Raw genomic sequence first — 12,516 nt, 5'->3', positions numbered from 1 at the left:
CTCATACCTCGCGATGTCTCAAAGTTATCGAAGTGAAAAATATTTTCAAGAAGAACTAAGGTCGGGATATGAAAAATGTAAAATTCATTAATATCAGTGGCTAAGTGAATATTCTTCAATACTGGAAATCTTTTTCAAGAAAATTGCAGCATGTCTTCGAACTGGTAATATTAACTTACCAAAGCGGAGAATCGAGTGATGTCAGATCAAAATCCAGTCTTTATTCCAGGCCCCACCAACATTCCCGAGAGGCTCTTGTCGGCGATGCATGTTCAGACGCGCGACCACCGCGCTCCGGATTTTGTCAGCACGTTTGCACCGGTTCTGGAGGGCACAAAGAAAGTGTTTGGTTCGACGAATGGCAAGATCATCACCTTTCCCGCAAGCGGGACCGGTGGCTGGGAGGCCTCTGTCACAAATACCCTCAGCCCCGGCGATACGGTTCTCGTGGCGCGCTACGGCATGTTCAGCCACCGCTGGATCGACCTGTGCCAGCGTCATGGTCTGGATGTTCAGATCATCGAATGCGCCTGGGGTAGCGGTGCGCCAGCCGAGAAATTCGAAGCCGTGCTGAGCGCAGACAAGGACCATAAGATCAAGGCCGTTCTGGTCACCCACAACGAGACAGCGACCGGCGTGCGGTCGGACATCGCGGGCGTTCGCAAGGCGATGGACGCCGCCAGCCACCCGGCGATGCTGTTTGTGGATTGCGTCAGCTCGCTGGCGTCGATGGAGTTCCGCTTTGACGATTGGGGCGTGGATATCGCGGTATCCGGGTCGCAGAAGGGCTTCATGCTGGCCACCGGCATGGCCATCCTGTGTGTCAGCCCCAAAGCGCTGGACGCAATGGCAACCGCCACATTGCCCCGTACCTTCTTTGATTTCCGCGACATGATGGCGGCCAACGCCTCAGGCGGATTTCCCTATACGCCGCCGTTGCAGCTGATTTACGGCATGGGCGAAAGCCTGAAGATGCTTTTTGAAGAAGGGCTGGAGAATGTTTACGCCCGCCACTTCCGGCTGGCGGAAGGCGTGCGCCGCGCGGTTCAGGCATGGGGCCTGAAGCTGGTCGCCCAATCGCCCGAGCTCTACTCGGACACGGTGAGCGCGATCTATGTGCCAGAGGGGTTCGACAGCAATGCGCTGACCGAGCACGCCTTTGACGCCTACGGCGTGTCCTTCGGGATTGGGCTGGGCGAGATGAACGGCAAGGCCTTTCGCATCGGCCATCTGGGCAGCCTGACCGACGTCATGGTTCTGTCCGGTCTTGCCACCATTGAGATGGCGATGGCCGATCTCGATTATCCGGTCCAACTCGGCAGCGGGGTGACTGCCGCACAGGAGTACTTCCGCAGAACCCATGCAACCGCAGCCAAAGCGGCCGCGTGATGAAGGATATCCAACCCATGTATATCCCCACCTACGAGGACATGCTGGCCGCGCATGAGCGGATCAAGCCACATATCCGCCGTACACCGGTTCGGACGTCGGATTACCTGAACGAGATCGCCGGGTGCGACCTGTTTTTCAAGTGCGAGAACTTTCAGGAGCCGGGTGCTTTCAAAGTGCGCGGTGCCTCGAACGCCGTATTCGGCCTTGATGATGACCAGGCGGCAAAGGGTGTTGCGACGCATTCCTCGGGCAACCATGCCTCCTGCCTGAGCTATGCGGCGATGTTGCGGGGCATCCCGTGCAATGTGGTCATGCCGCACACCGCGCCACAGGCCAAGAAAGACACGGTGCGCCGCTACGGCGGCAAGATCACCGAATGTGAGCCCTCTACCACCTCGCGCGAGGAGACCTTTGCCAAAGTGCAAAGCGAAACCGGCGGTGACTTCGTGCACCCCTATAACGACCCGCGCGTCATCGCTGGCCAGGGGACCTGCTCGAAGGAACTCATGGAACAGACCGGCGGCCTCGATATGGTTGTGGCCCCGATCGGTGGCGGCGGCATGATTTCGGGAACCTGCCTGACCCTGTCGACACTTGCGCCGGAAACCAAGGTGATCGCGGCCGAACCCGAACAGGCCGACGATGCGTTTCGCAGCTTCAAGGCCGGATATATCATTGCCGATGACGCACCCAAGACCATTGCGGACGGGCTGCTGGTGCCGCTCAAGGACCTGACCTGGCACTTCGTTTCGACCCATGTGTCCGAGATTTACACAGCCTCCGAGCACGACATCATTGATGCGATGAAGCTGGCCTGGAAGCACCTGCGGGTGGTCATGGAGCCATCATCGGCGGTTTCGCTCGCAACGGTTCTCAAGAACCCGGAGGCCTTCAGGGGCAAGCGCGTCGGCCTGATCATAACCGGTGGCAATGTCGACCTCGACAAGCTGCCCTGGCTGACCGCCGCCTGATCTCAATCATCTTACTGAAATCCCGACAGAGGAGCACGGACATGAAGGACATGACCAATCTCGACGCATTCGAAGTGGGCTACGACATCCCGGCCAAACCGGGCATGGACGAGGCTGACATACAGACCCCATGCCTTGTGCTGGATCTGGACGCGCTGGAGCGCAACATCAAGAAGATGGGCGACTATGCCAAGGATCACGGTATGCGTCACCGCACCCACGGCAAGATGCACAAGTCGGTCGACGTGCAGAAGCTTCAGGAAGAGCTCGGCGGCGCCTGCGGTGTCTGCTGTCAGAAGGTCTCTGAAGCTGAGGTCTTCGCCCGGGGTGGTATCAAGGATATTCTGGTATCGAACCAGGTGCGCGACGCCGCCAAGATCGACCGTCTTGCGCGTCTGCCGAAGCTGGGCGCCCGCGCGATCTGTTGTGTCGATGATATCGACAATGTGGCTGACCTTTCGGCTGCGGCCAGGACGCATGGGACCCAGATTGAATGCCTCGTCGAAATTGACTGTGGCGCAGGACGCTGTGGCGTGTCGAGCACGCGCGATGTCGTGGAAATCGCCAAGGCCATCGACGCCGCAGAAGGTCTGAAATTTGCCGGCATCCAGGCCTATCAGGGCGCGATGCAGCATCTTGACGACTATAACGAGCGCAAGGCGAAGATCGACGTTGCGGTCGCCATGGTCAGGGATGCGGTCGACACGCTGAAAACCGAAGGCCTGGAGTGTGACATCGTCGGTGGCGGCGGCACCGGATCTTATTACTTCGAGTCGAACTCGGGTGTTTACAACGAATTGCAATGTGGCTCCTACGCCTTCATGGATGCCGACTATGGCCGCATCCTCGACAAGGACGGCAAGCGCATCGACGCTGGGGAATGGGAGAACGCCTTGTTCATCCTGACCACGGTCATGAGCCACTCCAAGGCCGACAAGGCCATCGTGGATGCAGGCCTCAAGACCCAGTCCGTGGACAGTGGGTTGCCCTTTATCTACGGCCGCGACGATGTCGAATATCTCAAATGTTCGGATGAGCATGGCGTTGTCGCAGATCCCGGTGGAGCCCTGAAGGTCAACGACAAGCTCCGGCTCGTGCCCGGTCATTGTGACCCGACCTGCAACGTCCATGATTGGTATGTCGGCGTGCGGGGCGGCAAGGTCGAAACCCTCTGGCCCGTCTCCGCCCGCGGCAAAGCCTATTAACGCCAGCCCTCCTCCCACTGGCGCGCGGGGTGCGGCGTGGTGCTAGACGCCGCCCCCGCAAAATGAACTCACAAAGGAACAAGACGATGACCAACCCAACTGACACCGATGGATTGCTGATTGTCAGCGAGGAGATCTGCGCAAAAACCGTCAGCCGTGCTGATGCCTTTGACGCGGTAGAGGCTGTTTTTGGCGCCATGGCGCGCGGAGACGCTTACAATTTCCCGGTGATCCGCGAGGCGATCGGATACGCCGATGCGCTCTATGGGTTCAAATCGGGTTTTGACCGGGCGGGGAAATCTCTGGGTGTGAAATCCGGTGGCTTCTGGCCCGGCAACATGGACAAGGGGCTGACCAACCACCAGTCCACCATCTTTCTGTTTGATCCAGATACCGGTCGTCTTCAGGCGCTGGTCGGTGGCAACTACCTGACAGCAGTCCGTACCGCTGCCTCGTCATCCGTCTCAATTGCTCATCTGGCGCGACAGGACGCCAGAGTCCTTGGCATGGTGGGCGCAGGTCATCAATCCACCTTTCAGCTTCGGGCCGCTGCCGAACAGCGCGATTTCGAGAAGGTCGTCGCCTGGAACCCGCATCCCGACATGCTGCCGCGTCTGGGCGCCGTGGCTGAAGAGCTGGGTCTGGAGTTCGAAGCCGTAACGCAAGAAGAGCTGGGCGCGCAGGCGGATGTGATCATCACCATTACATCGGCGTTTGAACCGCTGTTGATGGCCGACTGGATCAAGCCCGGCACGCATATTGCCTGCATGGGCACAGACACCAAGGGCAAGATGGAAGTGGACGCGGCGCTCTTTGGCAAGGCCACCGTCTTTGCGGATGAGATCGCCCAGTCGATCACCATTGGCGAGGCGCAACATGCAATCGCATCCGGGCTGATCGACGAAGCTGACATCACACCCATCGGTGCCGTGATCAACGGCGACCATCCGGGCCGCAGCAGTGACAGTGAAATCACTGTGTTTGATGGCACCGGTGTGGGCCTTCAGGATCTGGCCGTCGCCTCGGTCGCGGCGCGGATCGCTGATGAAAGAAATCTGGCGACACGCGTCGCTTTGTAAAAGCGGCCCTCCGGTGAAGAGATCGGAGGCTCGGACGCGGAGAGTGCGGCCCAACCGGGCCACGCCGTCGAAATCGCCGGGGATGTCGGGGTCGGCAGACCGCAGGATCCGGGAAAGTCAGATGCGGGTCAACATATGTTTGATCGCCGTTGGCTGCTGACCCTGACCAGAGTGTTCCCTTTGGAAGCACCCGCAAAACCACGCGCACCCGGTCGGGTGCGCGCCCAATCTCGACAGGTTTCAAGATGCCTTGCGAGGCGCACATGGCCGGGACGTGATCCCCGGCTTACCCAACCGGGTCTGCAAAAAGATCCGGACACATGTCATCAAGGAGGAAAACGACATGAAGAAAGTAGCAACAGCTCTCGCCGCAGCGGCCCTGGCCGCGGCACCGGCCTTTGCCTCAGACAAAATTCTGCTGAAAACGCCGGTCGCCTTTTCAACTGAACTGCCTGGGCTTGGCACACCGATCGTTCGCGTGTCGGAGGATCTTGCGGCTATCTCAGGTGGGGCCATCAAGATGAAGGTCTACGAGCCCGGCAAGCTGGTTCCGGCGTTTGAGATTCTTGATGCGGTGTCATCCGGCAAGATCAACTCGGGCTTTGCCACCGCTGGCTACTGGGCCGGCAAGATTCCGGCAGCGCCGTTGTTCTCGGCTGTCCCATTTGGCCCCGAAGCAGGCGAATACATGGCCTGGCTCTACTACGGCAATGGCATGGATCTGTATCAGGAGATGTACGATCAGGCCGGTTTCAACGTCAAAGTTCTTCCCTGCACCATTATTGCCCCGGAAACCTCGGGGTGGTTCGCTGAAGAAATCACATCGGTTGAACAGCTGAACGGCCTGAAGATGCGCTTCTTCGGTCTGGGCGGCAAAGTCATGCAGAAACTGGGCGTTGCCACATCCCTGCTGCCCGGCGGTGAGATCTTCCCGGCCCTGGAAAAAGGGGCAATCGACGCCACCGAGTTCTCGATGCCCGCCATCGACCAGCGTCTCGGTTTCCACAAACTGGCGAAGTACAATTACTTCCCGGGCTGGCATCAGCAGGCCACCATCTTTGAACTGATCATCAACAAGGATGAATGGAACGAGCTGAACCCGACCTTGCAGGCCCAGATTGAGCTGACCTGCCGTGCGCAGATGACCGAGAGCTTTGCCGAAGGTGAGGCGATCCAGTTTGCAGCGATGCAGAAGAACGTCGATGAAAACGGCGTGACCATTGTCGACTGGACACCCGAGATGCTGGACGTCTTCCGCGCGACCTGGACCGAGGTGGCCGAGGAAGAAGCCGCAAACGATGAGTTCTTTGCAAAGGTATACGCCGACCTGAATGAGTTCAGCGAAGGCTACGCCCTGTGGAAAGCCCACGCATTCCTGCCACGCCAGTAACACATCTAACCCGGACCGGCTTTGCGGTCCGGGTTTTTGATCTGATCGGGGGAGGCCCGGTTCAGGGGAGGAAAAGAAATGACATCGACATCTCACGATCACCAAGACGCCCACTATGACCCGCTTTGGGAAGAAATCGAAAACGACGACCGGAAAGACCCGAAATTCGCAGCCACGCTGGACCGGCTGGTAAAGGGCGTCGGACACGTCGTTATGTGGGCAAATGTGCTCCTGATCCTTGCTATCATAGTGCAGGTTGGGATGCGCTATACGCTGGATCTGAATTTTCCAAAGCTGGATGAATTGCAGTGGCATCTCTATGCGCTGACAACCATGGTCGGCGTGTCCTATGCGCTGAGCACCGACGCCCATGTCCGCGTCGACGTTTTGCGTGCCGGCTTTTCCTTCCGCGCCCGGCGGGTGATCGAAATTGTCGGGATCGTGGTTCTGATCTTGCCGTTCTGCTACCTGATGATTGATCAGGGTCTCGATTATTTTCAGGACAGTTACCGGGTCAACGAACGGTCCGACAGCCCCACCGGCCTACCGGCGCGCTGGCTGCTGAAGGCTGTTATCCCGGCCAGCTTTGTTCTGATTGCCATGGCTGCTGTCGCACGCTTGATTCATGACCTCTACATGCTGGTGACCCGCGCCGATCCATCGTCGGATCGTGCTGGTCTGAAACCCCTCATGTGGATGATGATTGGCTTCGCCATCGTGACGTTCACCCTGATGCGGCTGGTGGAGGCGCCTGAGGAAAAGCTCGTAATCGCAATGTTCATGTCCTTCGTCGGCGTCCTGTTCACCGGCATTCCGGTCGCCTGGGTCCTGTCGGGCATCGGCGTTCTTTACTGTGGTATTGCTTACCTCGGCGACAATGACATGCTGCTCTGGACGGGCATGGAGGCCACGTTTACGGGGCTCGATTACCTGACACTTGGCGCGGTTGTGAACCGTGTTTACGCGACGATGTCCAACGCCGTTCTTGTTGCCCTTCCCATGTTTATCTTCATGGGGCTGATGCTGGACGAAAGCGGCGTGGCACAGCGGCTGATGACCTCGATGCAGAGATTGTTCGGCACCATGCGTGGGGGCCTGGCCATCACCGTGACCGCGATCGGGATCATCTTGGCCGCCTCGACCGGTATCGTCGGGGCGTCCGTCGTGCTGTTGGGTCTTTTGTCGATGCCCGCGATGATGGAACAGAAATATTCCAAGACACTGGCGGCAGGCGTGATTGCCTCGTCCGGCACGCTTGGCATTCTGATCCCGCCGTCGATCATGCTAGTCATCATGGCCGACCAGATGGCGCTGTCAGTGGGTGATCTGTTTATGGCGGCGCTGTTTCCCGGCCTGATCATCGGGGGCCTTTACATCCTCTACATCGTGGTGATTTCAACCCTGCGCGCTGATGTGGCGCCACTGCCTGAGGGTGCCAAGAAGGTGGACTGGGCGGCGATCTGGGATGTGTTCAAAGCGGTTCTGCCGCCCGTGGCGCTGATCTTTGCCGTGTTGGGGTCGATCTTTGCCGGTCTGGCGACACCGACGGAAGCGTCAGGTGTTGGCGCCGCCGGGGCCACGCTGCTGGCAATAGGCTATCGCAAGCTGACAATCGCGAAACTGGTCGAAGTGACACGGAACACGTTCAAGACAACGGCCTATATCTTTGCGATCTTCCTTGGTGCCACCTGCTTTGCCTTTGTTCTGCGCGAATTGGGCGGCGATGAGCTGATCACCCACACCATCGAAGGCATGGGCCTGGGAGAAATGGGCACGATCCTGTTCATTCTGTTCATCGTATTTCTGCTTGGTTTTGTGTTGGACTGGATCGAGATCACGCTCATCATCCTGCCGCTTGTCGCTCCGATCATTGCGGCAATGAGTTTGTCGGTACCTGGCTATGGGCTGGATAACCCGGAGCTTGTCTGGTTCGTGATCCTCGTCGCTGTAACGCTGCAAACGAGCTTCCTGACACCGCCGGTGGGGTTTTCGCTGTTCTACCTGAAAGGCGTCTGCCCGCCCGAGGTCACGCTGACGGATATCTACAAGGGCGTCGTTCCCTTCATCCTGCTGCAACTGACCGGACTCGCCCTGGTGATCTGGTTCCCGTCGATCGCGACCTGGCTGCCATCGGTGGCCTATTGAGGCCAGGCTTGTGGCGTCCAGAGTGGCGCCACCAGCCCTTTCCCGCTGCCAGTATCGAACTGAGAACGCCCTGTCCGATCCTGCGGCCTTCGCCCCCTACTCCCGGCGGATGCGGTTGCGGATGCGGGCCCAGCCGCCGGGGGCGAGAAAGAAGGAGAGACCAAAGCCGGTGGCAAAGCCGCAGAGATCGGCGACCCAGTCAAGCGTGCCGCCAAACAGCAGGCCAAACAGCAGCTGGATCCCCATCAGAAAGGCAATCAGCGTGAAGGCGCGGCTTTGCTGGGCGCCGACAAGCGACAATTGCCGCCACAGGATATAGGTAAAGGCTCCGATCAGCCCGTAGACGGCGGGAAAGCCACCGATCAGCGGCACCGGCGATTGAGTGAGCAGCGCATAGCCAAAGGCGCCGCCAATGCCGGATATCAGAAACACCAGTATCATGGCCAGATCGCCAAAGATCTCGCCCACCATCTTGCCCATGGCAAGCACGAAAACGCAGACAAACAGCGTCTGGGTAAAGGCCACATGCACAAAGGGATAGGAGACAAAGCGGATCAGATGCTCCACCGGCCATTGCCCGGTCTCCCACATCCACCAGAAGATGTCGGACGAGAACGAATAGGTCTGGATCGCCTGTAGCCGCCAGCCAATCGCCTCGGGGCCGCCGATGATGCCGCGCGCGCCGAGGGAAAATCCGACCTCGATGGCAAAGAGGATCAGCACCAGCGCCACCACCACGGGCGGCAGCGGGTTCACCGGCGACGGCTCTTTTTGATATTCCATCGTGTTCTTGCTCCTGCTTGCCTGCTCTGCTGTTCTGCCCGGCCGCCCGGTTGATCCGCGCGCGGTTGACGAGGGTTGCCGCCATGGTTAAGCCAGCGAGGATCCTAATTCCAGACGGGAGTTTCTTGATGACCGAGACCACATTCACGCCCCGCGTGTTTTCCGGCATCCAGCCATCGGGCAATCTGCACCTTGGCAACTATCTTGGCGCGCTGAAGCGGTTCGTGGACTGGCAGGCCAAGGACGTGGAGAGCATCTACTGCATGGTGGATCTGCACGCGATCACCGTCTGGCAGGATCCGGCGGATCTGAAGAAATCCACGCGCGAGCTTTGCGCGGGCTTCATTGCTGCGGGTCTGGACCCCGAGCAGTCGATCCTGATCAACCAGAGCCAGGTGCCTGAACATGCGCAGCTGGCCTGGATCTTCAACTGCGTCGCCCGCATGGGCTGGATGCAGCGGATGACCCAGTGGAAGGACAAGGCCGGCAAAAATGCGCAGAACGCCTCGCTAGGGCTCTTTGCCTATCCGGCGCTGATGGCGGCGGACATTCTGGTCTATCACGCCACCCATGTGCCGGTGGGCGAGGACCAGAAGCAGCATCTGGAGCTGACCCGCGACATCGCGATGAAGTTCAATCACGACTACGGTGTCAACTTCTTCCCGGAGACCGAGCCGGTGATCGAAGGGGCGGCCACCCGCGTCATGTCCCTGCGCGACGGATCGAAAAAGATGTCGAAGTCCGACCCCTCGGATGCCAGCCGCATCAATCTGACGGATGATGCCGACACCATCGCCAAGAAGATCCGCAAGGCCAAGACCGACCCTGACGCCCTGCCCTCCGAGGTTGAGGGGCTGGAGGGGCGGCCCGAGGCGCGCAACCTGGTCAATATCTATGCCGCCATGGCCGAACTGTCGGTGGAACAGGTGCTGGCCGAAGTCGGCGGCAAGCCGTTTTCCGAGTTCAAGCCGATGCTGGCCGACCTGTCGGTTTCGAAAATGGCGCCGATCACCACGGAAATGGCCCGGCTGATGCAGCATCAGGACGAAATCGACAAGATCCTTGCCCGGGGATCAGAGCGTGCCCGAGAAATCACAGCCCCCATTCTTCGCAAAACTTATGACATTGTGGGCATGGTCGCGCCGGTTACTCTGTGATATCAGGCCTTACGATCCCGCACCCTGCGGGGAGATAGATACTGGAGAATTCGGATGGCCAATGGCACCGTGAAATGGTTCAACGCAACAAAAGGCTACGGCTTTATCGAGCCTGAGTCTGGCGGCAAGGACGTGTTTGTACACATCTCTGCGGTTGAACGCTCGGGCCTTAATGGTTTGAACGACAACCAAAAAGTTTCCTACGAGCTGGAAACTGGTCGTGACGGCAAGCAGTCCGCAGGTTCGCTGGAACTGCTGTAAGGATCGCGGCGCGGAGTTTCCGCGCCCATCCATCTAAAGACATTCTGGCCACAGTGACCTGTGGATAGAATCACCTAAGGCCGCCCGTTTCAGGCGGCCTTTTGCGTATTCGGGTCTTTTGCCTGTTCCGGGGCCTATTCAGGGCCTGTTCTGGGCCTGTTCTGGTCGTGACTCTGGATGACAAGCGGCGGCGATGGTCGCCTGCTAGAGCGCGCGAATGCCGTTCATCGTCAGATCCGCCACCATCTGCGCGTAATCCTCGCGTGCCTCCGGGCCTGCGCCGGAATTCCACATATAGTACCAGTTCAACATGCCAAAAACGGACATGGTCACGGCGCGCAGCCTGGCCGGATCCTTGGCAATTGCTGGCGCGGCCACCCCGGCAAGGGCATCGCTGACCAGCTGCACCAGTTCGCGCTGGTAGGCGCGCAGGAGTTTCTGCTGCGCTTCTGGCAGGGCACCCATGGCGCTGATCTGGACCTGATGCTCATGATCGGCGCCCTGATAGGCCAGCAGGATTTCCGACACGATGCACCGCAGACGCTGCTCGGGCGACAAGCCCGTCACATCGACCGTGCAGACCCGGTCGCGCAGCGCGCTGAGATAGGTATCAAGGAGGCCGAACAACACGGCATCCTTGCTGTCGTAGTAATGGTAGATATTCGCCTTGGAGATTCCGCATTCGCGCGCGAGCTGGGTCATCGACGCACGGTCGAACCCCTCCTCCGCAAAGACTTTCGCCGCGGATTTCAGGATCTGGGCGCGCTTGTGGTCGTGGTCTTTTGCGATGGTGCGGGCCAAGCCGGGTTACTCCTTGCTGCGGTTGTCGACGACGCGCTTGGCCTTGCCCTGGCTGCGCTCCACCGATCCCGGCTCGCCTACAATGATCTCGCTTGAGACGCCAACCATATCCTTGATCCGCTTGGTCAGCATCCGCGCGGCTGCGGTCTTGCTGAGTTCGTCGGCGGCATCCGGGTTGGCCTCCACAAAGACCCGCATCGCGTCCATGCGGCCGGATTTATACAGCTCGATCTGGTAGTAAGGCGCCAGCCCGCCGGTGGCCAAGAGCTGCTCTTCGACCTGGCTGGGGAACACATTGACACCGCGCAGGATGATCATGTCGTCGCTGCGGCCGGTGATCTTCTCCATCCGTCGCATCGTGCGCGCGGTGCCCGGCAGCAGCCGGGTCAGGTCGCGGGTGCGGTAGCGGATCATCGGCAGGCCTTCCTTGGTCAGCGTGGTGAACACCAGCTCGCCCATCTCCCCGTCCGGCAGCACCTCGCCGGTCTTCGGGTCGATGATCTCCGGCAGGAAGTGGTCTTCCCAGATCACCGGACCATCCTTGGTCTCGACGCATTCATTGGCGACACCCGGCCCCATGATCTCGGATAGGCCGTAAATATCGACCGCGTGCATGTCAAAGGCCGCCTCGACCTCCTTGCGCATGGCGTCGGTCCAGGGTTCGGCCCCGAAAACGCCAACCTTCAGCGAGCACTCGCGCGGATCAAAGCCGACCTTGTGGAACTGCTCCAGAATGTTGAGCATATAGGAGGGCGTCACCATGATGCCGTCAGGCTTGAAATCGGTGATCAGGCCCACCTGTTTTTCGGTCTGGCCGCCCGACATCGGAACAACAGTGGCGCCCAGCCGTTCGATCCCGTAATGCGCGCCCAGGCCGCCGGTGAACAGCCCGTAGCCATAGGCGTTGTGCACCATGTCGCCCTTGCGCAGGCCGGAGGCACGCAAGCTGCGCGCCACCAGATCGGCCCAGTTGCTGATATCATTCGCCGTATAGCCCACAACGGTCGGCTTGCCGGTGGTGCCGGAGGACGCGTGCAGGCGGATGATTTCACTGCGCGGCACCGCAAACAGGCCGAACGGGTAATTGTCCCGCAGGTCGTTCTTATAGGTGAAGGGGAACTTCGCCAGATCCGAGAGCTGTTGTAGATCGTCGGGATGCACCCCTGCCTCGTCAAAGCGCGCCTTATACATCGGCACGTTGTCATAGGCGTGGCGCAGCGACCATTTCAGCCGCTCCAGCTGCAGGCTGCGGATTTCGTCGATCGAGGCGATCTCGATCGGGTCCAGATCAGCCTTCTTCGGGCTCAGGTCTTCCATGGCGTTCTCCACAGC

General features: G+C 59.6%; 11 protein-coding genes. 8 read left to right on the top strand and 3 right to left on the bottom strand.

The genetic code is table 11. The features are described 5' to 3' along the window. Positions 1–198 precede the first annotated feature (198 nt). The 6 genes from bhcA (at position 199) to VWZ87_RS19055 (ending at position 8,182) form a co-directional block, all read left to right on the top strand. The gene (gene bhcA / locus VWZ87_RS19080) at positions 199–1,389 is read left to right on the top strand and encodes an L-aspartate--glyoxylate aminotransferase BhcA (RefSeq protein ID WP_416536674.1); all 1,191 of its coding nucleotides are present in this window, start codon (positions 199–201) and stop codon (positions 1,387–1,389) included. Continuing rightward, positions 1,389–2,363, top strand: coding sequence for a beta-hydroxyaspartate dehydratase BhcB (bhcB, locus tag VWZ87_RS19075; protein ID WP_416536673.1), 975 nt, complete (start codon positions 1,389–1,391; stop codon positions 2,361–2,363). The genes bhcA and bhcB overlap by 1 nt, the downstream gene beginning before the upstream one ends. 41 nt (positions 2,364–2,404) lie before the next feature. Continuing rightward, positions 2,405–3,568, top strand: coding sequence for a 3-hydroxy-D-aspartate aldolase BhcC (gene bhcC / locus VWZ87_RS19070; protein WP_416536672.1), 1,164 nt, complete (start codon positions 2,405–2,407; stop codon positions 3,566–3,568). 86 nt (positions 3,569–3,654) lie between these two features. Further along, the gene (bhcD, locus tag VWZ87_RS19065) at positions 3,655–4,647 is read left to right on the top strand and encodes an iminosuccinate reductase BhcD (RefSeq protein WP_340547341.1); all 993 of its coding nucleotides are present in this window, start codon (positions 3,655–3,657) and stop codon (positions 4,645–4,647) included. A 343-nt stretch (positions 4,648–4,990) separates the two neighbouring features. Beyond that, a complete protein-coding gene (locus VWZ87_RS19060) occupies positions 4,991–6,037 on the top strand; it encodes a TRAP transporter substrate-binding protein (protein WP_340547342.1) in 1,047 nt (348 codons plus the stop codon). A 78-nt stretch (positions 6,038–6,115) separates the two neighbouring features. Continuing rightward, positions 6,116–8,182 carry a TRAP transporter large permease subunit gene (locus VWZ87_RS19055; RefSeq protein WP_416536671.1) on the top strand — a complete coding sequence of 689 codons (2,067 nt, stop codon included), beginning with the start codon at positions 6,116–6,118 and terminating at the stop codon, positions 8,180–8,182. 96 nt (positions 8,183–8,278) lie between these two features. Here VWZ87_RS19055 and VWZ87_RS19050 read toward each other — a convergent pair whose 3' ends face one another. Continuing rightward, positions 8,279–8,965, bottom strand: a complete 687-nt coding sequence (locus tag VWZ87_RS19050; protein ID WP_416536670.1) for a rhomboid family intramembrane serine protease — start codon at positions 8,963–8,965, stop codon at positions 8,279–8,281. A gap of 128 nt (positions 8,966–9,093) precedes the next feature. Between VWZ87_RS19050 and trpS the strand changes: the two genes are divergently transcribed. Next, the gene (gene trpS / locus VWZ87_RS19045) at positions 9,094–10,122 is read left to right on the top strand and encodes a tryptophan--tRNA ligase (RefSeq protein WP_416536669.1); all 1,029 of its coding nucleotides are present in this window, start codon (positions 9,094–9,096) and stop codon (positions 10,120–10,122) included. 54 nt (positions 10,123–10,176) lie between these two features. After that, positions 10,177–10,383: a cold-shock protein gene (locus VWZ87_RS19040; RefSeq protein WP_014875579.1), complete on the top strand. Its 207-nt coding sequence runs from the start codon at positions 10,177–10,179 to the stop codon at positions 10,381–10,383. Positions 10,384–10,587: 204 nt separating this feature from the next. Here the strand turns inward: VWZ87_RS19040 and VWZ87_RS19035 are convergent, their stop codons facing one another. Then, a complete protein-coding gene (locus VWZ87_RS19035) occupies positions 10,588–11,184 on the bottom strand; it encodes a TetR/AcrR family transcriptional regulator (protein ID WP_416536668.1) in 597 nt (198 codons plus the stop codon). A 6-nt stretch (positions 11,185–11,190) separates the two neighbouring features. Then, complete coding sequence (paaK, locus tag VWZ87_RS19030) at positions 11,191–12,501, bottom strand: phenylacetate--CoA ligase PaaK (RefSeq protein ID WP_416536667.1); 1,311 nt, start codon at positions 12,499–12,501, stop codon at positions 11,191–11,193. Positions 12,502–12,516: the final 15 nt, after the last annotated feature.

The sequence above is a fragment of the Phaeobacter sp. JH20_37 genome (genome assembly GCF_048056015.1).
In the GTDB taxonomy this organism is placed as follows: Bacteria; Pseudomonadota; Alphaproteobacteria; order Rhodobacterales; family Rhodobacteraceae; genus Phaeobacter; species Phaeobacter bryozoorum.
This window is presented reverse-complemented; position numbering and strand designations above follow the sequence as displayed.

Bases quoted from the DNA above. Each gene is read 5' to 3' on its own strand.
- VWZ87_RS19040 (WP_014875579.1), top strand. From the start codon at position 10,177: ATGGCCAATGGCACCGTGAAATGGTTCAACGCAACAAAAGGCTACGGC.
- bhcD (WP_340547341.1), top strand. From the start codon at position 3,655: ATGACCAACCCAACTGACACCGATGGATTGCTGATTGTCAGCGAGGAG.
- bhcB (WP_416536673.1), top strand. From the start codon at position 1,389: ATGAAGGATATCCAACCCATGTATATCCCCACCTACGAGGACATGCTG.
- trpS (WP_416536669.1), top strand. From the start codon at position 9,094: ATGACCGAGACCACATTCACGCCCCGCGTGTTTTCCGGCATCCAGCCA.
- paaK (WP_416536667.1), bottom strand. From the start codon at position 12,501: ATGGAAGACCTGAGCCCGAAGAAGGCTGATCTGGACCCGATCGAGATC.
- VWZ87_RS19055 (WP_416536671.1), top strand. From the start codon at position 6,116: ATGACATCGACATCTCACGATCACCAAGACGCCCACTATGACCCGCTT.
- VWZ87_RS19050 (WP_416536670.1), bottom strand. From the start codon at position 8,965: ATGGAATATCAAAAAGAGCCGTCGCCGGTGAACCCGCTGCCGCCCGTG.
- VWZ87_RS19060 (WP_340547342.1), top strand. From the start codon at position 4,991: ATGAAGAAAGTAGCAACAGCTCTCGCCGCAGCGGCCCTGGCCGCGGCA.
- bhcC (WP_416536672.1), top strand. From the start codon at position 2,405: ATGAAGGACATGACCAATCTCGACGCATTCGAAGTGGGCTACGACATC.
- bhcA (WP_416536674.1), top strand. From the start codon at position 199: ATGTCAGATCAAAATCCAGTCTTTATTCCAGGCCCCACCAACATTCCC.